The organism is Amycolatopsis sp. NBC_00345 (assembly GCF_036116635.1).
Lineage (GTDB): Bacteria > Actinomycetota > Actinomycetes > Mycobacteriales > Pseudonocardiaceae > Amycolatopsis.
In genome coordinates, this window is record NZ_CP107995.1 from 2606941 (window position 1) to 2633316 (window position 26376).

General features: G+C 71.5%; 24 protein-coding genes. 12 read left to right on the plus strand and 12 right to left on the minus strand.

All coding sequences use genetic code 11. The features are described from left to right. Nucleotides 1-2: 2 nt before the first annotated feature. Nucleotides 3-1220, plus strand: coding sequence for an acyltransferase family protein (locus OG943_RS11580; protein ID WP_328609731.1), 1218 nt, complete (start codon nt 3-5; stop codon nt 1218-1220). Here OG943_RS11580 and OG943_RS11585 read toward each other — a convergent pair. The 3 genes from OG943_RS11585 to OG943_RS11595 are packed head-to-tail and all read right to left on the minus strand — an operon-like array spanning nt 1204 to nt 3787. Then, a complete protein-coding gene (locus tag OG943_RS11585) occupies nt 1204-1707 on the minus strand; it encodes a hypothetical protein (protein ID WP_328609732.1) in 504 nt (167 codons plus the stop codon). The two genes, OG943_RS11580 and OG943_RS11585, sit on opposite strands and share 17 nt — an antisense overlap. After that, nucleotides 1704-3116, minus strand: a complete 1413-nt coding sequence (locus tag OG943_RS11590) for a HAMP domain-containing sensor histidine kinase (protein ID WP_328609733.1) — start codon at nt 3114-3116, stop codon at nt 1704-1706. The genes OG943_RS11585 and OG943_RS11590 overlap by 4 nt, the downstream gene beginning before the upstream one ends. Next, entirely contained in the window at nt 3113-3787 is a 675-nt protein-coding gene (locus OG943_RS11595; RefSeq protein WP_328609734.1) for a response regulator transcription factor, read from the minus strand. The genes OG943_RS11590 and OG943_RS11595 overlap by 4 nt, the downstream gene beginning before the upstream one ends. Nucleotides 3788-3899: 112 nt before the next feature. On the opposite strand from OG943_RS11595, the gene OG943_RS11600 reads away from it, so the two are divergent. Beyond that, a complete protein-coding gene (locus OG943_RS11600) occupies nt 3900-4655 on the plus strand; it encodes an SGNH/GDSL hydrolase family protein (RefSeq protein ID WP_328609735.1) in 756 nt (251 codons plus the stop codon). Here the strand turns inward: OG943_RS11600 and OG943_RS11605 are convergent. From OG943_RS11605 to sucC, 8 genes are all read right to left on the minus strand, one after another. Then, nucleotides 4642-5040, minus strand: coding sequence for a hypothetical protein (locus OG943_RS11605; RefSeq protein ID WP_328609736.1), 399 nt, complete (start codon nt 5038-5040; stop codon nt 4642-4644). The genes OG943_RS11600 and OG943_RS11605 overlap by 14 nt on opposite strands. 279 nt (nt 5041-5319) lie before the next feature. After that, nucleotides 5320-6480, minus strand: a complete 1161-nt coding sequence (locus tag OG943_RS11610; RefSeq protein ID WP_328609737.1) for an NAD-dependent formate dehydrogenase — start codon at nt 6478-6480, stop codon at nt 5320-5322. Nucleotides 6481-6586: 106 nt separating this feature from the next. Continuing rightward, nucleotides 6587-7528 carry a LysR family transcriptional regulator gene (locus OG943_RS11615; RefSeq protein ID WP_328609738.1) on the minus strand — a complete coding sequence of 314 codons (942 nt, stop codon included), beginning with the start codon at nt 7526-7528 and terminating at the stop codon, nt 6587-6589. Nucleotides 7529-7585: 57 nt separating this feature from the next. Beyond that, on the minus strand, nt 7586-8440 hold the full coding sequence (locus OG943_RS11620; RefSeq protein WP_328609739.1) for a LysR family transcriptional regulator: 855 nt from the start codon (nt 8438-8440) through the stop codon (nt 7586-7588). A 25-nt stretch (nt 8441-8465) separates the two neighbouring features. Continuing rightward, the gene (locus tag OG943_RS11625; RefSeq protein WP_328609740.1) at nt 8466-9707 is read right to left on the minus strand and encodes a molybdopterin molybdotransferase MoeA; all 1242 of its coding nucleotides are present in this window, start codon (nt 9705-9707) and stop codon (nt 8466-8468) included. A gap of 22 nt (nt 9708-9729) precedes the next feature. Beyond that, the gene (locus OG943_RS11630; protein ID WP_328609741.1) at nt 9730-10230 is read right to left on the minus strand and encodes a beta-class carbonic anhydrase; all 501 of its coding nucleotides are present in this window, start codon (nt 10228-10230) and stop codon (nt 9730-9732) included. A gap of 2 nt (nt 10231-10232) precedes the next feature. Next, nucleotides 10233-11117, minus strand: coding sequence for a succinate--CoA ligase subunit alpha (gene sucD, locus OG943_RS11635; RefSeq protein ID WP_328609742.1), 885 nt, complete (start codon nt 11115-11117; stop codon nt 10233-10235). 3 nt (nt 11118-11120) lie between these two features. Then, nucleotides 11121-12302, minus strand: a complete 1182-nt coding sequence (gene sucC, locus OG943_RS11640) for an ADP-forming succinate--CoA ligase subunit beta (protein WP_328609743.1) — start codon at nt 12300-12302, stop codon at nt 11121-11123. 372 nt (nt 12303-12674) lie between these two features. Between sucC and OG943_RS11645 the strand changes: the two genes are divergently transcribed. From OG943_RS11645 to OG943_RS11660, 4 genes are all read left to right on the plus strand, one after another. Next, entirely contained in the window at nt 12675-14417 is a 1743-nt protein-coding gene (locus OG943_RS11645; protein ID WP_328609744.1) for a thiamine pyrophosphate-binding protein, read from the plus strand. A gap of 12 nt (nt 14418-14429) precedes the next feature. Next, nucleotides 14430-15659 carry a formyl-CoA transferase gene (gene frc, locus OG943_RS11650; protein WP_328609745.1) on the plus strand — a complete coding sequence of 410 codons (1230 nt, stop codon included), beginning with the start codon at nt 14430-14432 and terminating at the stop codon, nt 15657-15659. Between the two features lie 13 nt (nt 15660-15672). After that, nucleotides 15673-17808: an acetate--CoA ligase family protein gene (locus OG943_RS11655; protein ID WP_328609746.1), complete on the plus strand. Its 2136-nt coding sequence runs from the start codon at nt 15673-15675 to the stop codon at nt 17806-17808. 104 nt (nt 17809-17912) lie between these two features. After that, the gene (locus OG943_RS11660; RefSeq protein WP_328609747.1) at nt 17913-19325 is read left to right on the plus strand and encodes an OFA family MFS transporter; all 1413 of its coding nucleotides are present in this window, start codon (nt 17913-17915) and stop codon (nt 19323-19325) included. A 121-nt stretch (nt 19326-19446) separates the two neighbouring features. Here the strand turns inward: OG943_RS11660 and OG943_RS11665 are convergent, their stop codons facing one another. After that, on the minus strand, nt 19447-20169 hold the full coding sequence (locus OG943_RS11665) for a GntR family transcriptional regulator (RefSeq protein WP_328609748.1): 723 nt from the start codon (nt 20167-20169) through the stop codon (nt 19447-19449). Nucleotides 20170-20450: 281 nt separating this feature from the next. Here OG943_RS11665 and OG943_RS11670 point away from each other — a divergent pair, with 281 nt between their 5' ends. From OG943_RS11670 to gcl, 6 genes are all read left to right on the plus strand, one after another. Beyond that, nucleotides 20451-21437, plus strand: coding sequence for a 2-dehydropantoate 2-reductase (locus OG943_RS11670; RefSeq protein WP_328609749.1), 987 nt, complete (start codon nt 20451-20453; stop codon nt 21435-21437). 8 nt (nt 21438-21445) lie between these two features. Further along, entirely contained in the window at nt 21446-21730 is a 285-nt protein-coding gene (locus OG943_RS11675) for a molybdopterin-dependent oxidoreductase (protein WP_328612380.1), read from the plus strand. Next, the gene (locus tag OG943_RS11680) at nt 21688-22809 is read left to right on the plus strand and encodes an acyl-CoA dehydrogenase family protein (protein ID WP_328609750.1); all 1122 of its coding nucleotides are present in this window, start codon (nt 21688-21690) and stop codon (nt 22807-22809) included. Before OG943_RS11675 ends, OG943_RS11680 begins: the two co-directional genes overlap by 43 nt. Before the next feature lie 122 nt (nt 22810-22931). Further along, nucleotides 22932-23756, plus strand: a complete 825-nt coding sequence (locus OG943_RS11685) for a hydroxypyruvate isomerase family protein (RefSeq protein WP_328609751.1) — start codon at nt 22932-22934, stop codon at nt 23754-23756. Beyond that, a complete protein-coding gene (locus tag OG943_RS11690) occupies nt 23756-24646 on the plus strand; it encodes a 2-hydroxy-3-oxopropionate reductase (protein ID WP_328609752.1) in 891 nt (296 codons plus the stop codon). The genes OG943_RS11685 and OG943_RS11690 overlap by 1 nt, the downstream gene beginning before the upstream one ends. Nucleotides 24647-24648: 2 nt before the next feature. Next, nucleotides 24649-26340, plus strand: coding sequence for a glyoxylate carboligase (gcl, locus tag OG943_RS11695; RefSeq protein ID WP_328609753.1), 1692 nt, complete (start codon nt 24649-24651; stop codon nt 26338-26340). Nucleotides 26341-26376: the final 36 nt, after the last annotated feature.

Sequence of the window (26376 nt, forward strand, 5' to 3'; positions counted from 1 at the left end):
GCATGACTTCAGTTCAGCCGGTCCAGACCGCCCGGCCGGCCGCCGGTGGCAAGACGCACCTCTCCGCGTTGGACGGGTTGCGGGGCCTGGCCATCCTGGGGGTCCTGCTGTTCCACACCGGACACCTGCCCGGCGGTTTCCTCGGCGTCGACCTGTTCTTCACGCTGTCCGGTTACCTCATCACCGACCTGCTGCTGCGGGAAGTGCGCTCGACCGGCGGCGTGTCACTGGTCGCCTTCTGGGGGAGACGGGTCCGCCGGCTGGTGCCCGCGCTGGCGGCCATGCTCGTCGGCGTCACCGTGCTGGTCTGGGTAGTCGGGCCGCCGGACCTGGTGCGCACCACGCTTTCCGACGGCCCGTGGGTGCAAGCGAACCTGGCCAACTGGCACCTGCTCGCGGAGTCGGCGAGCTACTGGGACCGGTTCGGCTCGCCGCGGGTCTTCGAGCACCTGTGGAGCATCGCGGTCGAGGAGCAGTTCTACCTGGTGTGGCCGTTGTTGCTGCTGATCATCGTCCGATGTGGACGCCGTAGGCTGGACTCCCGGGTCCTGATGCTCGCGGGCGTGGTCTCGGCGGTGTCGTTGCTGCTGATGATCATGCTCGTCGACCCGGCGGACCCGACCCGCGTCTACACCGGCACCGACACCCGGGCGTTCTCGCTGGTGCTGGGCGCGATGGTCGCCACCCGACCGGTGCGCGCCCTGCTGGCCCGGGTGACCGGCCGGTGGGCGGGCGTGGTGACGGGCGTGCTGGTGGCGGGAATCGGTACGGCGTGGGCACTCGTCGACGGCGACGGCTCGTTGTGGCTTTACGAAGGAGGGCTCTTCGCGCTGTCGGCGGCGGCCGCGCTGCTGATCGGGCTGTGCGTGCAGACGCCGGACTCGGCGGTCGCCAAAGCCCTGGCCTGGCGGCCGGCACGATGGCTGGGGCTGGTCTCCTACAGCCTCTATCTGTGGCACTGGCCCGTGATAGTGCTGCTGTCCCCGCAGCGGACCGGGCTGACGGGGTGGGCGTGGACCGCGGTGGTGTTCGCCGTGTCGATCGGCGTGGCCGCGGTGTCGAAGTACTTGATCGAAGACCCGATCCGGTTCCGGGCCGGGTGGGCGAAGGGGCGAACCGGGCTGCTGGCGTTCGTGGCGCTGATGATCGGGCTGGCCGTGCTGTGGCTGGCGCTGCCCGCTCCGGCGCCGGTCACCATCGACCTCACCCGGCTGGGCTAATCAGCGGACAGGTCCGCTCCTGGTCCGATTCCGGGGTGGGCCGCGTGAACCGCACCTGCGCCTTGGTGGCCTTCGATTCCCCGCTCTGCCGGGAAAGGCCCAAGGCGGTGCACACGATCTGGTCGATGCCCAGCGGCGTCACGTCCTCGATGGTGAGCGGGACCGTCAGCCGGATCACGTCGAACGCGGTGGCCGCCCCGGCCTTGGTGGTCCCCGCCGACGCGATCTCCGTGTGCAGCGGGGCGTCCGATCCCGGTCCGTCCAGCAGCAACGCCATCGCCTCGGGAATCGTGCCGAGGCTGCCCGTCGGCCGGAACTGCGGCTGGAGCCGCTCGTGCGCGTCGACGAAGTACAACGTCACTCCGGGCGCCAGGCCGGTCGGCGCCTGTCCCGCGTCGGTCACCCCGGCCGGCTGGACCCCGCAGCCCGCGAGCAGGCCACCGCCCGTGAGCAGGAAAACCGCCGCCGCCCACCAGGTTCGCTTCACCGGTCCTCCAGATCCCTCGGCAGGTGCAGCACGAACCGCGCCCCGCCTCCTTCGGCGTCGCCCGCGGTGAGGTCGCCACCGTGCAGGCGGGCGTTCTCCAGCGCGATCGCCAGCCCGAGCCCGCTGCCCGGGGTGCGGCTGCGCGCGGCGTCGGCCTTGTAGAAGCGGTCGAACACGTGCGGCAGCACCGATTCGGGCAGGCCCGGTCCGCGGTCGGTGACCTCGATCAGGACTTCCTCGCGGGTCGCCGAGACCTGCACGCGCACCGGCGGTTCGCCGTGCCGCACCGCGTTGCCGACCAGGTTGGCCACGACGACGTCCAGCCTCCGCCGGTCCGACCGCAGCCGGAGTTCCTTCGGTGCCACCAGTTCCACCCGGTCCAGCCAGCCGCGGGCACGCAGGCAGTCGCGCACCGCGCCGGCCACGTCGACCTCCTCCAGCCGCAGCTGCGCGGTGCCGGCGTCGAAGCGGGACACCTCCATCAGGTCTTCGACGAGCCGGACCAGCCGGTGTGTTTCGGCGATCGCCAGCTGCGCGGACTCGCGGGCGTCTGGTTCGGCTTCCTCGGTCGTGTCAGCCAGCACCTCCACCACCGCGGTCAACGTGCTCAGGGGAGTGCGCAGCTCGTGGGAGACGTCCGCGGCGAACCTCCTGGCGTCGGCCTGCATCCGCTGCATCGCCACCATGGAAGTCTGGACGGACTCGGCCATTTCGTTGATGGTGACGGTCAGTTCGGCCAGCTCGTCGACGCCCTTCGGCGGCGACCGCGCGTCCAGGTCGCCGGCGGCCAGCTTCCGCGCGGTGTCGCGGACCTCGCGCACCGGGCGCAGCACACTGCCCGCCGCCAGCAGCGCCAGCAGGACCGCCAACGGCACCGCCACCGCCGCGGTGATGCCCGCGGACCGGGTGAGGCTGTCGATCTGCTGCTCGACGCCGGTGAGGTCGCGCACGGCGTACACCTCGATGCCCGACGGGGTGCGCGCACCGTCCGGCGCGGTGATCACCATCGGCGTGCCGACCAGGAGCCAAGGCGTGTCGCGGGCGACGATCCGCTCCGTGACCAGCCGATTCCGGCCGCGCACCGCGTCACGCAGCCCTGCGGTGACCAGATCGGTGTCGGCGCCGTCGGCGGCTCGCAGGTTCTGGTAAGTGACCAGCGTGTCCGGGCCGACGGCCGCGCGCAGCTGGTCCAGGGTGCCCTGGTTCGGCGGGTAGGTCAGCTGGGGCGTGATCGCGGCGATCTGGCCGGTGAAGGCCGAGGTGAGCTGCTGCTGGGTACTGGTGACCAGCGCGGTGCTCGCCGACCTGGCGCTGGCCCAAGCCGCCGCGGCCGCGCCGAGCACGGTGACCAGGACAAACGCGACCAGCAGCCGGGCGCGCAGCCCGCGTGGCCACAGGCGTCTGCTCACAGCGGCCCGAACCGGTAGCCGAACCCGCGCACCGTCTGCACGTACTCCGGGTTCGCCGGATCGGCCTCGATCTTCGCGCGCAGCCGCTGCACGCAGTTGTCGACCAGCCGGGAATCGCCGAGGTAGTCGTGCTCCCACACCGTTTCCAGCAGCTGCTGCCGGCTGAACACCCGTCCGGGCGCGCCGGACAACGTCAGCAGCAGGCGCATTTCGGTCGGCGTCAGCGGCACGGGCTCGCCGTGCATCGAAACCGTCAGCGACGCGGTGTCGAGGCGCAGGTCGCGGTGCACCCGCAGGCCGTCGGGGGTGCCGGGGCCGCGGCGCAGGACCGCGCGGATCCGCGCGTCGAGCACGGTGGGCTGCGCGGGCTTGACCACGTAGTCGTCCGCGCCCGCCGCCAAGCCGCCGACGACGTCGAAGTCGTCCCCGCGCGCGGTCAGCATGATCACCGGCACCTCGCCGGCGGCCCGGATCCGGCGGCACACCTCGAATCCGTCGATGCCGGGCAGCATCACGTCGAGCACCACCAGGTCCGGCCGGGCCGCCCGCAGCTCGTCCAGGCCGTCCTCGCCGGTGTCGGCCGTGCGGACGTCGTGGCCGTGCCGCCCCAGCGCGAGCTGGAGCCCGCGCCGGACCAGGGGATCGTCCTCGATCAACAGGATCGCTGCCACCCGTCCAGTATGGACAAAGCCGCGACCGCCCGCCGACCGCGAAGGCCTCCTGCGACACAACCGGGACACGAACGCGGAGGCGCCGGGACACGGCGACGGCACCGTCGAAGCCATGACCAAGACACGAAACCTCGTCTTCGGCCTGGCCGGGCTGTCGCTCCTGCTGGCCGGGGCCTGCTCCGGCCAGCCCGCCGCGCCCACCGGTGCCGCCGGCGGCACCGGCGCCGGGCAGCCGAAAGTGCTCTTCACCGGCGACTCCATCGCCGCCGACGAGGCACTCGCCCTGACCGCCGCGTTCCAGGCCGGCGGCACCCCGTTCGAGTCGATCGCCGAGGACGGCGGCGGGAACGTGCTCGGGCCGTTCGCCGACAAGAACTGGGAGAAGCTGCCCGGCCAGATCGCCGCCGCCAAGCCGGCCGTGGTCGTCTACCAGATCACCACCTACGACTGGGGCAGCCAGCCGGAGCAGCAGGCCGCCTACGACCGGCTGCTGACCACGGCCACCGGGGCCGGCGCGAAGCTGGTCTTCGTCACCATGCCGCCGATCCGGCCCGACGACTTCTACCAGCCGCGCATGGCCGACCTCGGCCACGCCAGGGCCGCCGCCCAAGCGGTCGCGGCGGGCTCGTCGGGGCGGGCCACGGTGCTCGACGCGAGTGCCGTCTGGGGCAGCGCCTACCAGCAGACTCGCGACGGCAAAGCCGACCGCAGCTCCGACGGGATCCACCCGTGCCCCCAGGGCGCGGCCCGCTTCACCAGCTGGCTGCTCGGCGAGCTGGCGAAGGTGAACCCGGGTATCACCCCGCCGTCGGCGGAGTCCTGGGCCAACACCGGCTGGGCCGCCGACGCCCGGTTCAAGGGCTGCTGAGCTTCGATCCGGAGGTGAGCCGCGCCAGCAGCGGCGCGGCGATCTCCTCGACGGTCTTGCCGTCCCCGCGGCCGCGCGCCAGGATCCGGGCGGTCAGCTCGCCCGGTCCGGCCCGCAGACGGCAGAGGGTGAGGTCTCCGTCCGGAACGGCCCGCACATACCGTTCCAGGGCAACGGATTCCCCGACATCGCCGACGAGGTACTCGGCCCCCTCGGCCCGGAACGTGGGCCAGATCGCCGCGAGGTTCCGCGCTTTCGTCCGGTGGTTGCCCGGATCCTCGGCCGGTTCCGGCCGGACGAAGCCGAGCTGGTCGAGGTCCGCATAGGCCACAGTGGACTCCGAGGCGGCGATCGTGGCGAACACCTGTGGCTGACCGGACCGCACGGAACCTCGCCGGGATGGTGCCGAACTACCGCGACGCCGGCGTCCAGCTGACGGCTGAGGAGGGCGAGCTGCGAAGCGGTTCCTCGGCCGGCCGGCTCACTCATCTGGTGGACGCGGCGGTCCAGGTGCCGGCGGAGCTGGGCCGGGCCGACTTCGCGGATCTGCGCCTCGACACGGTCACGGTGCCTGCCCGTGATTTCGTGCCCCCTGCGGTCCGACCCGGCCAGCCACCCGTCGCGACCGGGCCCTTCCCCATAGCCGGGAAGGGCCCGGGCGCGGTCAGCGGTTGGTGGAGTACGAGTGCGCGCCGGTGCCGGCGAGCTTGCCGCCGTCGACGATCAGGTACTCGTCGCGGATCGGGGTGCCGTCGAACCACGACTCGAGGATCTCGCGGGTGCCCGCGGCGTAGCGCGTCTGCGCCGAAAGCGACGAGCCCGAGATGTGCGGCGTCATGCCGTGGTGCGGCATGGTGCGCCACGGGTGGTCGGCCGGGGCGGGCTGCGGGAACCAGACGTCGCCCGCGTAGCCGGCGAGCTGGCCGCTCTCCAGCGCGCGCACGATCGCGTCACGGTCGGCGATGCGGGCGCGGGCGGTGTTGATCAGGTACGCGCCGCGCTTCATGGTGGAGATCAGGCTGTCGCCGAACAGGCCCTCGGTCTCCGGGTGCAGCGGGGCGTTGACGGTGACGACGTCGCAGTGCGGCACCATCGCGGCGGCGTTCTCGTGGAAGGTCAGGTTCAGCTCGCGCTCCACCTCCGCGGGCAGCCGGTGCCGGTCGGTGTAGTGCAGGTGGACGTCGAACGGCTTGAGCCGCTTCAGGACCGCCAGCCCGATCCGCCCGGCCGCGACCGTGCCGACGTGCATGCCCTCCACGTCGTACGAGCGGGCCACGCAGTCGGCGATGTTCCAGCCGCCGTCGAGCACGGTCTGGTACGACGGCAGGTAGTTGCGCACCTGCGACAGGATCATCATCACCACGTGCTCGGCGACGCTGATGCTGTTGCAGTAGGTCACTTCGGCGACCGTGACGCCGTGTGCGATCGCCGCGTCGAGGTCGGTGTGGTCGGAGCCGATGCCGGCGGTGACCACCAGCTTGAGGTTCTTGGCGCGTTCGAACCGCTCGGCGGTCAGGTAGGCGGGCCAGAACGGCTGGGAGATCACGATGTCGGCGTCCGGCAGCTCGCGGTCGAAGACCGAGCCGTCCCCGTCCTTGTCGGACGTCACGACGAGCTGGTGGCCCTGCGACTCGAGGAACTTCCGCAGCCCCAGCTCGCCGGAAACGCTGCCGAGCAGCTGTCCCGGCGTGAAGTCGACCGCCTTCGGGGTCGGCAGGGTCTGGCCGCCGGGGTAGCCGCCGAGCTGGGGGAGCCCGTCACGGGCGTAGCTCGTGGGGTACCCGTCCGCCGGGTCGTCGTAGAGCACGCAAAGCACCTTTGCCATGATGTGTCTCCCGAGAGAATTCGTTGGCATTCAATGGCTTTGACCCTCCTCTCTCGCGCGCGGGAGGTCAAAGCGTTCGTGCCTATCCGGGCATAGGCCGCGGCTATCAAGCGGGCCCGAGGAAACGCGCGAGGACACGCTCCAGCGTCCCCCGGACGTCGGCTTCGGCGGTCACGTCGAGCAACGCGCGGGCGAGGATCGGCTCGGGGTCCCGGTCGGCCAGCACCAGCCCGATCTGCGGTGAGTGCGCCGGTTCCTCCAGCGGCACCACGCGCATGCCCGGCGGCACACCGAACATGTGCAGCCAGGCGTGGGAGATCACGCTGGACCACCGCCGCGACGCGACGTGCGCGTAGAGCGCGGAGACGGTGTCGGTCTCGATCGCCGGCACCACCGTCGCGCCGGCGGTGGCGAACAGCCCGTCGAGCACCCGGCGGTTGCGCATCTGCCGGCCCAGCAGGCACAGCGGGAGGGTGGCGACCTCGCCCCAGCGGACGACGTCGCGGGCGGCGAACTCGCCGTCCCGGGGCGTCAGGAGGAGGTAATGCTCCTCGTAGAGCGGGAAAGTCCGGACGGCGCCCAGCTCCTCGTCGTCCACATAGGTCAGTGCGATGTCCAGCTCGAACTCGCCGAGCCGCCGCGTGATCTCCCGTGAGGACAGGGATTCGAGCGTCACGCGCGCGTGGGGGTGGCGTTCGCAGAACGGTGTGGTCAGCAACGTCGCGGCGGTCAGCGCGGTGGGGATCGCCCCGACGCGCAGCACCCCGGAAAGGCTGTGGCGCATGGTCGACAGGTCGTGGCGCAGCCCGTCGCACTCGGCCAGGATGCGGTGGGCCCAGAGCAGCACGCGCTCGCCTTCGGGCGTCAGCCCCTCGAACCGCCGCCCCCGCCGCACGATCGCGGTGTCGAGTTCCTGCTCCAGCTTCCGGATCCCCGCCGACAACGACGGCTGCGACACGTGGCACGCGTCAGCGGCCCGCGCGAAATGCCGCTCCCGCGCAAGCGCGACGAGGTACTCCAGCTGACGCAGCAACACTCCGCCGATCATGCCCCACCACCCGCGGAACGGGAAGCGTCACCCCAGCACCCGCGGAACGCGGAAACGTCATTCCAGCACTCGCAACACCGCGGCGACGGCCGGGGAAATCTCTCCGCCCGCCCACCACGCGGCCACGTCCCACCGGGGCCCGCCGCCGGCGAACCGCCGCACCCGCAACTCCGGAAACCGCCCCGCCACCGACTCCGGCAGCAGACAGCCCCCGAAGTCGTGCCGGACCAGTTCCGCCGCGGCCTCCACCTCACTCACCTCACACGAAACCACCCGCGCGACGCCCGCCTCGCGAAAAGCCCGGTCAGCGACCGCCCGCACCGCCCACCCCGGCGCGAAATCCACCACCGCCAGCCCGGCCGCCTCGGCGACCGTCACCGCCCCGCCCTCGGACGAAGGCGCCGTGACCAGCACCATCTCCTCCCGCCGCAACGACCGCCTTACCAGCCCGTCAGTGGAATCCCCGGCAACGGAAACCCCCATCATCACGTCCACAGTGGACTCCCGCACCGCCGCCCGCAGCTCGTCCGGATGCGCCATCCGCACCTCCGCCCGTACCCCCGGATGCTCGCGCCGCAGCTTGGCCAATGCCCGGTGCGGCTCGGCCCAGCACCCGGGCACCACACCGACCCGCACGCAGCCGCTGACCTTCCACCGCGCCCCGTCGACGGTCGCCCTGGCCTGTTCGGCCGCCTCCAGCGCGGCGCGGGCGGCGGGCAGGAACGCCGTGCCGGCGGGAGTCAGCGCGACCCGGTGGGTCGTGCGTTCGAACAGCGCCGTGCCGAGGTCCCGCTCCAGTGCGCGGATGACCGTCGAGACCGTTGACTGCACGGTGTGGAGGCGCAGCGCCGCGGCGGTGAATCCGCCTTCCTCGGCGACCGCCACGGCGATCTCGAGCTGCCGCAGGTCCATCCGTCCTCCCGGGGTTCGGTCCCGCTCAGGAGGGGAGCGGGAGCAGTTCGGCCTCGCCGCCGTCCCACTCCGGCGGGATCACCGCGAGCGCGTCGGCCAGCGCCGCGCCCCACAGCGAGCCCGGCCGGTCGTGGCCGGTGGGGGTGGCCGTGGAGCCCGACCGCGTGACGGCGACGAGCTTCGTGTCCTGATGGTGCGGCGTGACCGGCCCGGTCAGCCGCGCGGTGAGCGGGGCCGGCACCCGGTGCCCGCCGAGCGTGGCGAGCAGCGGCGCCAGCAGGGTCAGCCCGGCCGCCAGCGCGGCGAACGGGTTGCCCGGCAGGCCCACGACGCACCGGCCGTCCAGCAGCACCGCGAGCAGCTGCGGGTGCCCGGGACGGCACGCGACCCCGTTCACCCGCACGTCGGCCCGCAAGGCTTGCAGCACTCCACGCAGGTGGTCGGCGGGACCGGCGGACGTCGCGCCGCAGACGACCACCACGTCGGCGTCGCCCTCGGTGAGTGCCGCGGTGAGGCCGTCCGGCCGGTCGGCCAGCCAGGTTACTAATCCGACCGGAAGTAGGCGGATACGGGCTGCAGCCGATCTGCTTGTAGGGACCCGTTTCCGCCGTGGCTGTAGTCGGATTGGTAACGAACGGCACAGTAGCCCGTGCTCCTCGGCGCCGGCGGCCCGCAGCAGGCCCGGCAGCATCGGGCCGATCGCGTCACGCACGCGTCCGGGCCGCGGGCGTCCGGACGTCTCCAGCTCGTCGCCGGTGACGACCACCGCCACCCGCGGGCGGCGATGCACCAGCAGCGTGTCGTGGCCGGCCTGGGCCGCCGCGCCGAGCCCGGCCGCGGTCACCGTGGTGGCGGTGGCGAGCAGTTCTCGGCCTTCCGGGCAGTCCTCGCCGCGACGGCGGACGTGTTTGCCGTCGGGCACGGTCCCGGCCACCCGCCGTCCTTTGTGGACGGCGTGCTCGACCGGCAGCACCGCCCGCGTGCCCGGCGGCACCGGCGCCCCGGTGGCGATCTCGACCGCCGTGCCGGGCCGCAGCGGCGACGGGTGCGGGACGCCGCCGGCCCGGACCGCGCCCACGACGGTCCACGGCCCGGTCCCGGCGACGGCGTACCCGTCCATCGCCGAGTTGTCGTACCCGGGCAGCGCCACCAGCGCCCGGACCGGGCTCGCCAGTGCCATGCCGAGCGCGTCGGCCAGCGGCAGTTCGACCGCTTCCAGCGGCTTCACCGCGTCCCGCGCGGCCTGGCGCGCGTCGGCCCAGTGCATCCGTCCTCCTCAAACAGCGCCGTCAAACAGCGCCGTCGACTTCCGTCATGGCCCCGGTCCGCTCGTCGTAGACGAACCCGCGCACGGACGCGGTGTGCGGCAGGAACGGGCTGCACCGCACCCGCCGCAGGCACTGCCGGACGTCCTGCGCCGGATCGCCGAACGACTCGGCCGACCAGGGCGGCCGGATCCCGGTGCCCGCCTCGACCTGCCTCGCGAACTCGGTGTCGGTGAAGGTTCGCATGCCGCAGTCCTCGTGGTGGACGAGGATCACCTCACGCGTGCCGAGCAGCCGCTGGCTGACCGCCAGCGACCGGATTGCGTCGTCGGTGACGGCGCCGCCCGCGTTGCGGATCACGTGCGCGTCGCCCTCCTCAAGGCCGAGGAGCCGGTAGACGCTGATGCGCGCGTCCATACAGGCGACGACCGCGACCCGCCGCCGCGGCCGCCGCGTCAGCCGGGTGTGGTCGAGCCGGTGGTGATAGCCGCGGGCGTGGGCGACCAGCGCGTCGATTTCGCCCACGGCTAACGGGCCAGCACTTCGCGGACCAGCCGCGCGGTCTCGCTCGGCGTCCGCCCGACACGGATGCCCGCCGCCTCCAGCGCCGCCTGCTTCGCGGCCGCCGTGCCCGCCGAACCGGAGACGATCGCGCCCGCGTGGCCCATCGTCTTGCCCTCGGGCGCGGTGAAGCCGGCGACGTAGCCGACCACGGGCTTGCTGACGTTGTCGCGCACGTACGCGGCGGCGCGCTCTTCGGCGTCGCCGCCGATCTCGCCGATCAGCACGATCACGTCGGTTTCCGGGTCCTTCTCGAAGGCCTCGACGGCGTCGATGTGCGTCGTCCCGATCACCGGGTCGCCGCCGATGCCGATGCAGCTGGAGAAGCCGAGGTCGCGCAGTTCGTGCATGAGCTGGTAGGTCAGCGTGCCGGACTTCGACACCAGCCCGATCCGGCCGGGCCCGGTGATGTCGGCGGGGATGATCCCGGCGCCGGCCAGCCCGGGGGAGATCAGGCCGGGGCAGTTGGGCCCGATGATCCGGGTCTTGCCGCCGCGGGCCACGGCGTGCGCCCAGAACACCGCGGCGTCGTGCACCGGCACGCCCTCGGTGATCACCACGGCCAGCTCGATGCCGGCGTCGACGGCCTCGATCACCGCGTCCTTGACGAACGGCGGCGGCACGAACAGCACCACCACGTTCGCGCCGGTCGCGGCCATCGCGCCCGCGACGGTGCCGAACACCGGCAGGTCGTGCCCGCCGATGGCCGCGAACTGCCCGGCCTTGCGCGGGTTGACGCCGCCGACGACGTTCGTGCCGGCGTCGAGCATCCGCTTCGTGTGTTTCGTGCCCTCGGCGCCGGTCATGCCCGACACGACGACACGGCTGCTGCGGTCGAGGAAAATCGCCATTGCTCAGGCCTCCGGGTTGGCGGGGACGGTGGCCAGCTCGGCCGCCGTGCGGGCGGCGTCGTCCATCGTGGCCACGACGGTGACCAGCGGGTGGGCCGCCTCGGCGAGGATCCGCCTGCCCTCGGCGACGTTGTTGCCGTCGAGCCGGACGACCAGCGGCTTGGTGGCGCGGTCGCCGAGCAGGGCGAGCGCCTTGACGATGCCGTCGGCCACCGCGTCGCACGCGGTGATGCCGCCGAACACGTTCACGAACACGCTGCGCACGTCCGGGTCGCCGAGGATCACCCCGAGCCCGGCCGACATGATTTCGGCCGAGGCGCCGCCGCCGATGTCGAGGAAGTTCGCCGGGCCCACGGCGCCGGCCTCGGCCGCCGCGTCCGCGACTACGTCCAATGTGGACATCACCAGCCCCGCGCCGTTGCCGATCACGCCGATGTCGCCGTCGAGCTTGACGTAGTTGAGGCCCTGCTCGTGGGCCTGGCGCTCCAGCGGGTCGCCGGCGGCGGCGTCGGTGAACGCGGCGTGCCCGGGATGGCGGAAGCCGGCGTTCTCGTCGAGGGTGACCTTGCCGTCGAGCGCGACGATCTCGCCGCTCTTCGTGCGCACCAACGGGTTTACCTCGACGAGCGTGGCGTCCTCGGCGACGAAGACCTCCCACAGTCGCACGAGTGCGTCCGCGACACCCTCGGCGACCTCGGCCGGGAATCGGGCGGCGGTCACGATCTCGCGCGCCTTCTCCGCGTCGACACCGGTGAGCGCGTCGACCGGGATCCTGGCCAGCGCGTCCGGCTTGGTGGCGGCCACCTCCTCGATCTCCATGCCGCCTTCGACCGAGGCCATCGCGAGGAACGTCCGGTTCGCGCGGTCCAGCAGGAACGACGCGTAGTACTCCTCGGCGATCTCACTGGCTTCGGTGACCAGGACCTTGTGCACGGTGTGGCCCTTGATGTCCATGCCAAGGATGTCTTCGGCCGCCTGCTCGGCGTCGTCGGGCCGGGCGGCCAGCTTGACGCCGCCCGCCTTGCCCCGGCCGCCGGTCTTCACCTGCGCCTTGACCACCACGGTGCCGCCGATCGCGACGGCCGCGGCGCGGGCTTCCTCGGGGCTCGTGGCGACCCGGCCGCGGGGGACCGGTACGCCGCGGGCCTCGAAGAGCTCGCGCGCCTCGTGCTCGAAAAGATCCATCGGAGTCCTTCCTGCTTTCGGCTGGGGTGCTGCCCTGAAGGCCACCTTCAGGGACCTCTGTGCCCTGAAGGTGGCCTTCAGGGCACATGGATGCCCTCATGGTGGCCTTCAGGGCATCGGCGCCGCGATCGGCTCCGCCACTTGGTGAATCCGATCACCGCGGCCGGGAAAAACCTGCGGATGGGCCTGGACAGCGGGCAACTCTGAGAGTAATCCTAATGCCTACCTCATACGGTATGCAATCTACAGTTTGTCGCGAAGGTGCCGCTGACCTGGAGGGATGGCCACCCCTGGCGGACAGCCCAGCGACGAGCGCACCGCAACGAGCGCACGGATCAGAGAGGTCCGGCGCGAGAGCAGAGGAGTTGAGTCATGGCGCCAACCACGACGGGCCAGAACGTCGACCAGGGCCGGGCCGTCCCGAGCGCGAACGGCGCCCCGGCGGCCCCGGACACCATCTCCGGCGGGCACCTGGTCGCCAAGGCGCTCAAGGCCGAGGGCGTCGACACGATCTTCACGCTGTGCGGCGGGCACATCATCGACATCTACGACGGCTGCGTGGACGAGGGCATCAACGTCATCGACGTACGCCACGAGCAGGTCGCCGCGCACGCCGCCGACGGCTACGCGCGGATCACCGGCAAGCCCGGCTGCGCGGTGGTCACCGCCGGGCCGGGCACGACCGACGCGGTCACCGGCGTGGCCAACGCGCTGCGGGCCGAGAGCCCGATGCTGCTGATCGGCGGCCAGGGCGCGCTGGCGCAGCACAAGATGGGGTCCCTGCAGGACCTCCCGCACGTGGACATGATGACGCCGATCACCAAGTTCGCGGCGACCGTGCCGTCCACCGCGCGGGCGGCGGACCTGGTGTCGATGGCGTTCCGGGAGGCGTTCGCGGGCGCGCCCGGGCCGTCGTTCCTGGAAATCCCGCGCGACGTCCTCGACGCGCGGGTGCCGCTCGCGAACGCGCGCATCCCGAAGGCGGGCCAGTACCGCGCGTCCACGCGCAACGCGGGCGACCCGGCTGACATCGAGAAGCTCGCCGACCTCTTGGTACACGCGAAGAAGCCGGCGATCCTGCTGGGCAGCCAGGTCTGGACCACGCGGGCGACGGAGCCGGCCACCGAGCTGGTGCGCTCGCTGAACATCCCCGCGTACATGAACGGCGCCGGCCGCGGCACCCTGCCGCCGGGCGACCCGCACCACTTCCAGCTCTCGCGCCGGTACGCCTTCGACAACGCCGACGTGATCGTCATCGTCGGCACGCCGTTCGACTTCCGGATGGGCTACGGCAAACGGCTCTCGCCGGACGCCACCGTGGTGCAGATCGACCTCGACTACCGCACCGTCGGCAAGAACCGCGACATCGACCTCGGCATCGTCGGCGACGCCGGGCAGATCCTGGCCGCCGTCTCCCAGGCCGCCTCCGGCCGCGTGGACACCGGCGCGGTCGCGCGCAAGCCGTGGCTGGAGGAGCTGCGCGCGGTGGAGGAGAAGGCGAAGCAGAAGCGCCTGCCGCAGCAGCATTCCGACGCCAACCCGATCCACCCGTACCGGCTGGTGCACGAGATCAACGAGTTCCTCACCGAGGACTCGATCTACATCGGCGACGGCGGCGACATCGTCACCTTCTCCGGTCAGGTCGTGCAGCCGAAGTCGCCGGGCCACTGGATGGACCCGGGCCCGCTGGGCACGCTCGGCGTCGGCATCCCGTTCGTCCTGGCGGCCAAGCACGCCCGCCCGGACAAGGAGGTCGTCGCGCTGTTCGGCGACGGCGCGTTCTCCCTCACCGGCTGGGACTTCGAGACGCTGGTGCGGTTCAACCTGCCGTTCGTCGGGATCGTCGGCAACAACTCCTCGATGAACCAGATCCGCTACGGCCAGGCGCAGAAGTACGGCCTCGCCCGCGAGCGCATCGGCAACACCCTCGGCGACGTCCGGTACGACGAGTTCGCCCGGATGCTCGGCGGCTACGGCGAGGAGGTCCGCGACCCCGCGGACATCGCGCCGGCTCTGCAGCGGGCCCGCGAATCGGGCAAGCCGTCGCTGATCAACGTCTGGGTCGACCCGGACGCCTACGCCCCCGGAACCATGAACCAGACGATGTACAAGTAGTCGGAGGCCGAAATGGGAAAGGCACTTGAGGGCGTTCGCGTCCTCGACATGACCCACGTCCAGTCAGGACCGTCGTCGACCCAGATCCTCGCGTGGCTCGGCGCGGACGTCATCAAGCTCGAGACCCCGGGCCGCGGCGACATCACCCGCGGGCAGCTGCGTGACCTGCCCGGCGTGGACAGCCTGTACTTCACCATGCTGAACGCCAACAAGCGCAGCATCACGCTGAACATGAAGAGCGAAGAGGGCAAGAAGGTCTTCACCGAGCTGGTGTCCTCTGTGGACGTACTGGTGGAGAACTTCGGCCCCGGCGTCGTCGACCGGTTCGGCTTCCCGTGGGAGAAGCTGCACGCCATCAACGAAAAGCTGGTCTACGCCTCGATCAAGGGCTTCGGCCCCGGCCGGTACGCCGACTTCAAGGCGTACGAGGTGATCGCGCAGGCCATGGGCGGGTCGATGAGCACCACCGGTTTCGAGGAGGGCCCGCCGACGGCGACCGGCGCGCAGATCGGCGACTCGGGCACCGGCATCCACCTGGTGGCGGCGATCCTGGCCGCGCTGTACCAGCGTACGAACACCGGCCGTGGGCAACGGGTTCAGGTCGCCATGCAGGACGCCGTGCTGAACCTGTGCCGGGTGAAGCTGCGCGACCAGCAGCGCCTGGCGCACGGCCCGCTGGGGGAGTACCCGAACGAGGTGTTCACCGACGAGGTGCCGCGCTCGGGCAACGCCTCCGGCGGCGGCCAGCCGGGCTGGGCGGTGCGCTGCGCGCCCGGCGGCCCGAACGACTACATCTACGTGATCATCCAGCCGGTCGGCTGGGCGCCGATCACGGAGCTGATCGGGCAGCCCGAGCTCGCCGTGGACCCGGAGTGGGCCACCCCCGAGGCCCGGCTGTCCAAACTGGACAAGGTGTTCGCGCTGGTCGAGCAATGGACGGAACAACACACGAAATGGGAGGTGATGGAGCGGCTCAACGCGCACAACATCCCGTGCGGCCCCATCCTCTCCACCCGCGAGCTGATCGAGGACGAGACGCTGGCCGAGCTGGGCACCGTGGTCGAGGTGCAGCACCCCGAGCGCGGCGCGTTCAAGACCGTCGGCTGCCCGCTGAAGCTGTCCGACTCGCCGGTGGAGATCGAACGCTCGCCCTTGCTGGGCGAGCACAACAACGAGGTGCTCGGCGAGCTGGGCTACGGACCGCAGGACCTCGACCGGCTCCGCACCGCAGGCGTGATCTGAAGGAGAGCAGCGAATGACCACGGGAACCGACCGCGCCGCGGTCGAGAAGATCCTCGCCGAGGCCGCGGCCGAGGGACGCAGCTCGCTGACCGCGCCGGAGGGCCGGGCGGTCTGCGAGGCCTACGGAATCGCCACCCCGCGGGAACGGCTCGCCGCCACGGCGGACGAGGCGGTGGCCCAGGCCACGGAGATCGGCCTGCCGGTGGTGCTGAAGATCGTGTCGCCGGACATCCTGCACAAGACCGAGGCCGGCGGCGTGCTCGTCGGCCTCCGCACGGCCGAGGACGTGGCCGAGGGCTTCGCCACCATTCTCGCGAATGTCAAGGCGTACAACGCGAAGGCGAAGATCCTCGGTGTCCAGGTACAGCAGATGCTGACCTCCGGGCAGGAGGTGATCATCGGCTCGGTCAGCGACCAGACCTTCGGCAAGGTCGTCGCGTTCGGCCTCGGCGGCGTGCTCGTGGAGGTGCTCAAGGACGTCACCTTCCGGCTGGCCCCGACCAGCACCGAAGAGGCACTGTCCATGGTGGACGGGATCGCGGCGGCGGAGATCCTCAACGGCGTCCGCGGCGCCGAGGCGGTGGACAAGGGCGCGCTCGCGTCGATCATCCACCGGCTCGGCCGCCTGGTCACCGACTTCCCCCAGCTGGCCGAGGTCGACCTCAACCCGGTGCTGGCCACGGCATCCGGCGCGACCGCGGTCGACGTCCGGATCCTGGTCGACCCGGACGCGGCGAAGGAGCCGCTGCGGTTCAGCCAGGAGGAGATCCTGGCGTCGATGACCCGGATCATGAAGCCGGCCGCCGTCGCGGTGATCGGCGCGTCCGCCGAGGCGGGCAAGATCGGCAACTCGGTGATGAAGAACCTGGTCAACGGTGGCTACGCGGGCGAGATCTACCCGATCAACCCCAAGGCCACGGAGATCTTGGACCGCAAGGCCTACGCCAGCATCGCCGACGTGCCCGGCGACGTGGACGTGGCGGTGTTCGCCATCCCGGCGAAGTTCGTGCCCGCCGCGCTCGAGGAAGCGGGCGCGAAGGGCGTCGCCGGGGCGATCCTGATCCCGTCCGGCTTCGGCGAGACCGGGAACATCGAGCTGCAGGACGAGGTCGTGGCGATCGCGCGCAAGCACGGCGTGCGTGTCCTCGGGCCGAACATCTACGGCTACTACTACACGCCGGAGAACCTGTCGGCGACCTTCTGCACGCCCTACGACGTCAAGGGCGGCGTCGCGCTCTCCTCGCAGAGCGGCGGCATCGGCATGGCGATCCTGGGCTTCAGCCGGTCGGCGAAGATGGGCGTGTCCGCGATCGTCGGCGTGGGCAACAAGGCGGACATCGACGAGGACGACCTGCTCACCTTCTTCGAGCACGACGACAACACCCAGCTGATCGCCATGCACCTGGAGGACCTGAAGGACGGCCGCTCGTTCGCGGAGACGGCCAAGCGGGTCTCGCTGAAGAAGCCGGTGGTGGTGCTCAAGGCCGGCCGTACGTCGCAGGGCGCGAAGGCGGCCAGCTCGCACACCGGCGCGCTGGCCGGCGACGACAAGGTCTACGACGACATCCTGCGCCAGAGCGGCGTGGTCCGGGCGCCCGGGCTGAACGACATGCTGGAGTACGCCCGCGGCATCCCGCTGCTGCCCACGCCGAAGGGCGAGAACGTCGTCATCATCACCGGTGCCGGCGGTTCGGGCGTGCTGCTGTCGGACGCCTGTGTGGACAACGGGCTGTCGCTGATGGAGATCCCCGCCGACCTCGACACGGCGTTCCGGAAGTTCATCCCGCCGTTCGGCGCGGCCGGCAACCCGGTGGACATCACCGGGGGCGAGCCGCCGTCGACCTACCGGAACACCATCGCGCTCGGGCTCTCCGACGAGCGCGTGCACGCCCTGATCCTCGGCTACTGGCACACCATCGTCACGCCGCCGATGGTGTTCGCCGAGCTGGTGGTCGACGTCGTCGAGGAGTACCGCCGCAAGGGCATCCACAAGCCCGTGGTCGCTTCGCTGTCCGGCGACGTCGAGGTCGAGGAGGCCAGCGACCACCTGTATGCGAACGGGATCGTCGCCTACCCGTACACGACCGAGAAGCCGGTGACGGTGCTCGGCGCCAAGTACCGCTGGGCGAGGTCCGCGGGACGACTCTGAAATCCTCCACAGGGGCTGGTCCTACCCGAGCGAAAGGACGAAGATCCACCGCACGCCGCGCTAGAAGAGGGAACCGAAGTCAACGGTGACGAAAGAGAACTCTCATGACCGCAGCCCAACCGACTTACCAGGAGATCATCGACGACAACGGCCGGGTCTACCGGATCGGCGAGAGTCCCCGCGACATCCTGGGGCGCTCACGCAGTTTCATGGTCTGGTTGCCCTGGATCGCCATGATGGCGGTCAGCGTGTTCGAGTACGGCTGGGGAGCCGTCGAGGGAACACTCGAGGATAAATACGGCTGGTCCCTTTCGGACGCGTTCTGGCTGGCCAGCATCTGGGCCGTCTTCCAGGCGGGGGTCGCGTTCCCCGCCGGGCGGCTGCGCGAAAAGAACATCGTCTCGGCCAAGACCGCCATGCTCGCCGGCGCGGTCCTGAGCGGGATCGGCTACTTCACCATCGCGCACAGCGGAAACCTGACCATCGCGTTCATCGGGTACTCCGTGTTCGGCGGGACCGGCGCCGGACTGGTCTACGCGACCTGCATCAACATGGTCGGCAAGTGGTACCCGGAGAAGCGCGGTGCCCGCACCGGTTTCGTGAACGGCGGTTTCGCATACGGAGCGGTGCCGTTCATCTACCTGTTCAGCGCGTTCCTCGGCCACGAGAACGTGACGATCACGCTGGACGCGATCGGGCTGTACATGCTGCTCGTGGTCGGGATCTGCGGGTTCCTGTTCAAGGACCCGCCGAAGAACTGGTGGCCCGCCGAGGTCGACCCGATCGCGTGGATCAAGGGCAAGGCCGTCGGCAACGCGAAGGGCCTGGCGAAGAACCCGCCGGCGGTCAAGCAGTTCACGCCGATGGAGGCGATCAGGACCGGCATGCTCCCGCTGATGTGGGTGTGCCTGATCGTGATCGGCGGCGTTTCGCTGTTCGGCATCAACTTCCAGGTGGACTTCGCCAAGGAGAGCAACTTCGGCGCGTTCGTGGCCGCTTCGTCGGCGGGCATCCTGGCGGTGGTGAACGGCGTGGGGCGCGGCCTGGTCGGCTGGGCCTCGGACCGGATCGGCCGCAAGGCCACCCTGTTCTGGGTGCTGGTGGTCGCGGCCGTGGCGCAGTTCGGCGTGATGTGGTCGGGCAACGCGCACAGCCTGTTCTGGTTCATGGTGTTCGCGGTGCTGACCGGCTTCGGCAGCGGCGCGTTCTACCCGCTGTTCGCCGCGCTCGTGCCGGACTACTTCGGCGAGAACCACAACGCGACGAACTACGGCCTCGTCTACAGTGCCAAGCTGATCGGCGGGGTCGGCGGCGGTGGCCTGGCCGCGGGCGTGATCACCGCCTGGGGCTACACCGGCGCGTACATCCTCGCGGGCTGCATCGCGCTGCTGTCCGCGTTCCTGACCCTGTTCCTGAAGCAGCCCGGCCGCCGTTCCGGCCCGGGCACGACGGAGCGGGTCACCTCGCCGGACGTGGCCGCCCGCGCCACGCCGGCCACCGGGAGCGCCGGCAGCTGACGCTTGCCGGAGCACCGGGGAATGCGCCCCAATGTGGCGTTCGGTGCGTCCAACGCACCGAACGCCACATTGGGTGCGTCCAACGCAACCAACGCCACATTGGGGCGCGTCCGGCCGTTGCCTAGGGCCGCTCGTGGAACGCCTGCCGGGTGCGTTCCGTGTGCTGGGCCATGATCTTCTCCGCTTTCCCGGTGTCCTTCGCGGCGATCGCCTCGATTAGCTCGGCGTGCTCGTGCCAGGCGTCGTGGCCCCGCGGCCGGGCGATGGGCGTGTAGTACCAGCGGACCCGGCGGTCGACGAGCGCGATCAGCTCGGCGAGCACCGCGTTGCCGGTCAGCTCGGTGACGTAGGAGTGCAGGTCGGCGTTCGCCGTGACGAGCCCTTCGGCGTCGTCCGCGGCGAGTGCTTCCACCCCGGCGTTCTGCAGCTCCCACAGCCGCGCCACGTGCTCCTCGGTGGCGCCGGCGGCGGCGAGCCGGGCGGAGTGGGTCTCCAGCACGGCGCGGACGCCGAGCAGCTGGTCGGCCTCCTCGTCGGTGGGCATGTGCACGAAGGCGCCCTGCGCGGGCCGCAGGTCGACCCAGCCCTCGGTCTGAAGTCGTTGCAGCGCCTCGCGAACGGGCTGCCGGCTGACCCCGAGGTACTCGGCGAGGTCGGCCTCCACGAGGTGCTGGCCGGGTTCCAGCGTGCGGTTGATGATCAGCTCGGCCAGCGCGTCGTACACCACCTGGCGCAGCGGCGCGGGCCGCTCCACGCGCTTGGGGGAGTTGCCGGAGAGCGACCCCTTCGCCGTGCGCCGACCGGTGGGCCCGCGCTCGGGCAAAGGGGAGACGGTCTGGGACACGAGGCACCTCGGGTGGTCAGGCGGAAACGGCTGGTTCGGGAAGTCTGCAGTCAGAATACAGCTTTTGGTATGCAAAATCCCAACGCTTCACTCTGTGGCTTGGATCTCACCCGAAGTGGATCAATCGGACCCGCCGGAAATAACGCTGTGTGCCCGTTTAGTCCGGATCCACTGGGCTGCCCGGGTGTCATCGGCGAACGTCATGACCAGCCTCTGGCCTCGGGTAACTCTCCCGGGATACTGTATACAATCACTGCGTTCGACCGAGCGGGAGGCACATCATGCGGGTGGCTGTTCTGGGTGCCGGTGCGATCGGCGCGTACGTGGGCGCGGCGCTGCACCGCGGTGGCGCCGACGTCCATCTCGTCGCCAGGGGTCCGCACCTCGCGGCGATGCGCGAGCACGGGGTGCGGGTGCTGAGCCCGCGCGGCGACTTCACCGCGCACCCCCACGTCACGAACGACCCGGCCGAGGTGGGCCCGGTCGACTACGTCTTCCTCGGCCTGAAGGCCCATTCCTACCCGGGCTGCGGGCCGCTGCTGGAGCCGCTGCTCGGTCCGGCGACCGCGCTGGTCGCCGCGCAGAACGGCATCCCGTGGTGGTATTTCCACGGCCTGGCCGGGCATCCGCTCGCGGGGCGCCGCGTGGAGACCGTCGACCCCGGCGGGGCGACCAGCGCGGTGCTCGCGGTGGAGCGCGCCGTCGGCTGTGTCGTCTACTGCTCGACGGTGATCGAGGAGCCGGGCGTGATCCGGCACCTGGAGGGCACCCGGTTCTCCCTCGGCGAGCCGGCCGGCGGCCGGTCCGGCCGCTGCCTCGCGCTGTCGGAGGCGATGGTCGCGGGCGGGCTGAAGGCGCCGGTGGAGCCGAACCTGCGCGACGACATCTGGGTCAAGCTGATGGGCAACGTCGCCTTCAACCCGCTCAGCGCGCTGACCAGGGCGACCATGGCGCAGATGTGCGAGCACGACAACACCCGCGCGCTCGTCGCCACGATGATGACCGAGACGCTCGCGATCGCGCGGGCGGCGGGCGCGGATCCCCAGGTCTCCGTGGCGAAGCGGATCGACGGCGCGTGGCGCGTCGGCCACCACAAGACGTCGATGCTGCAGGACCTGGAGGCGGGCAAGCCGCTGGAGATCGACGCGATCATCGGCGCGGTCGTCGAACTGGCCGCGCTCACCGGCGTGCCCGCGCCGGCGCTGCGCCACGTGCACGCGGCCATCGGGCTGCTGAACCACACGGCCACCGCCGTCCCGGTCGGCTGAGGAGGGCCGTGGAGCACGTCCGGCTCACCTCGCCGCTGGTGCGGGACTCGGGCGTGCTGCGGCCGTCCACTTGGGACGAAGCGCTCGACCGCGCCGCCGCGGTGCTGCGGCACACCCTGAAGACCGGCCGGCCGTCCGTGGAACGCCTTGTGGTGCAGGACTTCCTGACCTCGTCGGCGCTGCTGGCCGATGTCGTGCTGCCGGCCTCGATGCTCTGCCAGATCCCTGAACGGAAATCGGAGGTCCGTCGATGCCTGCTGCCGAAGAGGTCGCACGAGTGGTGGCGGGAGTAGTCGCCCCGGCCGCGGCCGGCGGTGACCGGCTGGCGCGGTTCCCCCGTGCGGCCGTCGATGCCTTGGGACGCAAGGGAGTTCTGGGCATGACGGCGTCGCGGCGACTGGGCGGCGGCGGGCGCGGGCTGGCCGAAGCGGCCCGGGTGGTGGAGCAGGTCGCGCGCGTCTGCGGCGGCACGGCCACCGTGCTGCGCGCGCACTTCGCCGCTGTCGCGGTGCTGGAGGCGCACGGTGACGCGGCGGTCCGCGCGGAGGTCGCCGCCGGTCGGCACCTGAGCACGCTGGCGCTGTTCGACGCCGGTCCCGGCCGTCGGCTGCTCGCGCCCGAGGGCCCGTCGCACCGCCACGGCGGGGTGGTCGACCTGCACGGGCGCAAGGCATGGGTGGTCGCCGCGGGGGAGGCGGACAGCTACGTGTGGGCCGGCCGACCGGCGGCCGGGCGTGGTGCCGCGACGCTCTGGTTCGTGCCCGGCCACGCGCCGGGACTGCTGGTGCCCGACCACGACGGCGGCATCGGGCTGCGCGCGAGTGCGGCGACCACCGTGCTGGCCGATCCCGTGCAGGTGCCCGAGACCACCATCCTCGGCGCGGACGGCGGGGGCGCCGACGTGGTGCTCGACCTGGCGCTGCCGTGGTTCCTCGGGCTCGGCGCGGCGGTCGTGCTCGGCCTCGTGGAGGGCGCGATCGCGGAGACCGCGGCGCAGCTCGCAGCGGGCCGGTGCGGCTCCGGCGACCCCCGCACGGACCTGGCCCGGATGCGGCTGCGCGCCGACGCCTTGCGTGTGCTGCAGGACGACGCGTTCGCCACCTGCAGCTGGGACCCCGCGCACGCGTTGCCGAAGCTGTTCCACCTGTGCCTCGCCGCCGCCGAAGCCGTGACCGCGGTGACCGAGCAGGCGATGAAGCTCTGCGAGAGCGCGGCGTTCAGCGGTGACGGCGGCATCGAGCGCCGCTTCCGCGACGCGCGGGCGAGCTGCGCGCTGGAGCCGACCGTGGACACCGTCGTTGGCCTCGCGGCGCGCATGAACGCGGACTTCGCCGCCCCGGCGCGGATCGGCGAACTCGACCCGGCCCGTTGACCGCACCCGCCGCCGCCAGCTATTCTCGATATACGGAAGGAACCTTCCACGATACGAAATCAACGGCTGTCGGGTCCCTAGGGTTCTCCGGGACCGGCGGTCGAGGGCTGTGAGGTATATCGATGACTGGTCCTGACGGCGGGCGGCATTCGCTGCCCTACACCGCCAACCTGTCGATCCTGTTCACCGAGCTCCCGCTGCTCGAGCGCGCGCAGGCCGCTCGGGCAGCGGGCTTCACCGCCGTGGAGTTCTGGTGGCCGTTCGACGTCGCCGACCCGCGGCCGGTGGAGGTGGAGAAGTTCGTCCGCTCGATCGAACAGGCCGGCGTCCGGCTGACCGGGCTGAACTTCTTCGCCGGTGACATGGCCGCCGGCGAGCGCGGGCTGGTGTCGTGGGTGGGGCGCGAGGCGGAGTTCGCGGTGAGCCTGACCATCGCGATTGGCATCGCCGAGCGGCTGGGCTGCCGCAGCTTCAACGCGCTGTACGGCAACCGGATCGAAGGCGTGGAACCGTCCGAACAGGACGAACTGGCGCTGGTCCAGCTGGGCACCGCCGCCGGGGCCGCGGCCGGGATCGGCGCGCAGCTGGTGCTGGAGCCGCTGTCCGGGATGCCGAGCCACCCGCTGAAGACGGCCGCGGACGCCGTCGCGGTGCTGGACAAGCTGGGGCTGGAGAACGTCCGGCTGCTCGTGGACCTCTACCACCTGGCGGTCAACGGCGACGACCTCGACGCCGTGATCGCCGAGCACACCCCGCGCACCGGGCACGTGCAGATCGCGGACGCGCCGGGCCGGCACCAGCCGGGCACGGGGGAGCTGGACCTCGAGGGCTACCTGGAAAAGCTGCAGGCGGCGGGTTACGACGGGCACGTGGGGATCGAGTACAAACCGGACGGCCCCACCGCCGAGTCGCTGGCCTGGCTGCCGCTTGAGCGAAGGGGAAACTGATGGGCAAGCTGGGATTCATCGGCCTGGGCGTGATGGGCACGCCGATGGCCGCGCACCTGGCCGCCGCCGGGCACGAGGTGAGCGGCTTCGACCTCAACGCCGACGCGCGCGCCAAGCTGGAAGCCGCGGGCGGCCGCGCCGCCGCCGACGTGGCGGACGCGGTGGCCGGGGCCGAAGTGGTGATCACCATGCTGCCGGACCACCCGCAGGTCGAGCAGGTCGTGCTCGCGCCGGGCGGGGTCCTGGACGCGGTCGCGCCGGGCACGCTGCTGGCCGACATGAGCACCATCCGCCCGGAGACGTCGATCGCGGTTGCCGAAGCCGGTGCGGCGAAAGGGATCCGGGTGCTGGACGCGCCCGTGTCCGGCGGGCAGGCTGGGGCCGAGCAGGCCGCGCTGTCCATCATGGTCGGCGGTGAGGCGGCCGACTTCGCCGTCGCCCGGCCGTTGTTCGAGGTGCTCGGCAAGACGATCGTGCACGTCGGCCCGCACGGCGCGGGCCAGGTGGTGAAGGCGGCCAACCAGCTCGTCGTCGGCGGCATCTACGGATTGGTGGCCGAGGCGATCGTGCTGCTGGAGGCGTCCGGGGTGGACGCGGGCACCGGGCTCGACGTGCTCGCGGGCGGGCTGGCCGGCAGCCGGATCCTGGAGCTGAAGCGGAAGTCGATGGTCGCGCGCGAGTTCAAGCCCGGCTTCCGGATCGACCTGCACCACAAGGACATGGGCATCGCGCTCGCCGCCGCGCGGCAGGCCGGCGTCGCGCTGCCGCTCACCGGGCTGGTCGCCCAGCTCGTCGCCGCCGGGCGGTCCATGGGCTTCGGCTCGCTGGACCACTCGGCGCTGCTGAAGGTCGTCGAAGAGCTGTCCGGCCGCTCGTCACAGGAGGTTTGATCATGACCAGAATCCCCGCGATGGAAGCGGTTGTCGACGTCTTGGCCGACGAGGGGGTGGACGTCGCCTTCGGCTGCCCGGGCGCGGCGATCCTCCCGCTGTACCAGGCGATGCAGGGCCGTGGCATCGAGCATCTCGTGGTGCGCCACGAGGAGGGCGCGACGCACATGGCCGACGGCTGGTCGCGCACCACCGGCAAGGTGGGCGTCGCGATCGGCACCTCGGGCCCGGCCGGCACGAACATGATCACCGGCCTCTACACCGCGCACGCCGACTCGATCCCGATCCTGTGCATCACCGGGCAGGCGGCGTCGTCGAAGCTGCACCAGGAGGCGTTCCAGGCCGTCGACATCGTCGAGATCGCCAAGCCGGTCACCAAGTGGGCGGTGCAGGTGAAGGAGGCGGCGCAGCTGCCGTGGATCTTCCGGGAGGCGTTCCGCGTCGCGCGGTCCGGCCGGCCCGGGCCGGTGCTGATCGACCTGCCCATCGACGTGCAGAAGCAGCTGATCGAGTGGGACTCCAGCATCGACTCGGCGCTGCCGGTCAGCCCGGTGCTGCCGTCGCCCGCGCGCGTCGAGCGGGCGCTGGACATGCTGCTCGCCGCCGAGCGCCCGCTGATCCTCGCCGGTGGCGGCGTGGTGCTGGGCGAGGCCAGCCCGCAGCTGCGCGCGGTGGCCGAGCGGCTCGGCGTCCCGGTGGGTGTCACGCTCATGGGCAAGGGCAGTTTCCCCGAGGACCACGAGCTGTTCGCGGGTATGGCGGGCATCCAGACGTCGCAGCGCTGGGCCAACGCGGCGTTCCTGGAGGCCGACCTGGTGCTCGCGCTGGGCGCCCGCTTCGGCGACCGGCACACCGGCGAGCTGTCGGTGTACCGCGGCGAGCGGAAGTTCATCCACGTCGACATCGAGCCGACGCAGCTGGGCAAGGTGTTCGGCCCGGACCTCGGCGTCGTCTCCGACACCGGCGCGTTCCTCGACGCCCTGCTGTCCGCTTTGGACGGTCGGGCGGCCGGAGTTCGGGACCGCGCCTGGGTTTCGCGCATCGGCGACCTCAAGGAGGAGCTGCCGCGCCGCGAGGACTTCGACAGCACGCCGATCAAGGCGCCGCGGGTGTTCAAGGAGATCAACGAGTACTACGGCCCGGACACCTACTTCGTCACCGCGATCGGGCTGTACCAGATCTGGTCCGGCCAGTTCCAGCGCGCGCACCTGCCGCGGCACTACCAGGTCTGCGGCCAGGCCGGCCCGCTCGGCTGGGAGATCCCGGCCGCGATCGGCGTCAAGAAGGCCCGCCCGGACGCCGAGGTCGTCGGCGTGGTCGGCGACTACTCGTTCCAGTTCCTGGTGGAGGAGCTGGCCGTGGCCGCGCAGTATGACGTCGGCTTCGTGCTGGTCATGCTCAACAACGAGTACCTGGGCCTGATCCGCCAGGCCGAGACCGGCTACGACATGAACTTCCAGGTCGACATCCACTACGACGACTTCGGCGCCGACAACGTGAAGATCATGGAGGCCTACGGCTGTTCCGGCACCCGCGTGGTGGACCCGGACGGGATCCGCTCGTCGCTGGAGTGGGCCCGCAAGGAGGTCGACCGCACGCACCGCCCGGTGCTCGTCGAGATCATGATCGGCCGTGAGGACAACGCGGCAATGGGCGCGGCCCTGGACTCGGTCAAGGAGTTCGAGAGCGCCTGAGCCTGGCTTTGGGGCGTGGCGCGGCTTCGCTGCGCC

Coding starts and splice junctions, on each gene's coding strand:
- OG943_RS11680 (WP_328609750.1), top strand. CDS start 21,688: ATGCCTGCTGCCGAAGAGGTCGCACGAGTGGTGGCGGGAGTAGTCGCC.
- OG943_RS11670 (WP_328609749.1), top strand. CDS start 20,451: ATGCGGGTGGCTGTTCTGGGTGCCGGTGCGATCGGCGCGTACGTGGGC.
- gcl (WP_328609753.1), top strand. CDS start 24,649: ATGACCAGAATCCCCGCGATGGAAGCGGTTGTCGACGTCTTGGCCGAC.
- OG943_RS11615 (WP_328609738.1), bottom strand. CDS start 7,528: ATGATCGGCGGAGTGTTGCTGCGTCAGCTGGAGTACCTCGTCGCGCTT.
- OG943_RS11660 (WP_328609747.1), top strand. CDS start 17,913: ATGACCGCAGCCCAACCGACTTACCAGGAGATCATCGACGACAACGGC.
- OG943_RS11655 (WP_328609746.1), top strand. CDS start 15,673: ATGACCACGGGAACCGACCGCGCCGCGGTCGAGAAGATCCTCGCCGAG.
- OG943_RS11690 (WP_328609752.1), top strand. CDS start 23,756: ATGGGCAAGCTGGGATTCATCGGCCTGGGCGTGATGGGCACGCCGATG.
- OG943_RS11620 (WP_328609739.1), bottom strand. CDS start 8,440: ATGGACCTGCGGCAGCTCGAGATCGCCGTGGCGGTCGCCGAGGAAGGC.
- sucC (WP_328609743.1), bottom strand. CDS start 12,302: ATGGATCTTTTCGAGCACGAGGCGCGCGAGCTCTTCGAGGCCCGCGGC.
- OG943_RS11610 (WP_328609737.1), bottom strand. CDS start 6,480: ATGGCAAAGGTGCTTTGCGTGCTCTACGACGACCCGGCGGACGGGTAC.
- OG943_RS11600 (WP_328609735.1), top strand. CDS start 3,900: ATGACCAAGACACGAAACCTCGTCTTCGGCCTGGCCGGGCTGTCGCTC.
- OG943_RS11645 (WP_328609744.1), top strand. CDS start 12,675: ATGGCGCCAACCACGACGGGCCAGAACGTCGACCAGGGCCGGGCCGTC.
- OG943_RS11580 (WP_328609731.1), top strand. CDS start 3: ATGACTTCAGTTCAGCCGGTCCAGACCGCCCGGCCGGCCGCCGGTGGC.
- OG943_RS11625 (WP_328609740.1), bottom strand. CDS start 9,707: ATGCACTGGGCCGACGCGCGCCAGGCCGCGCGGGACGCGGTGAAGCCG.
- frc (WP_328609745.1), top strand. CDS start 14,430: ATGGGAAAGGCACTTGAGGGCGTTCGCGTCCTCGACATGACCCACGTC.
- sucD (WP_328609742.1), bottom strand. CDS start 11,117: ATGGCGATTTTCCTCGACCGCAGCAGCCGTGTCGTCGTGTCGGGCATG.
- OG943_RS11685 (WP_328609751.1), top strand. CDS start 22,932: ATGACTGGTCCTGACGGCGGGCGGCATTCGCTGCCCTACACCGCCAAC.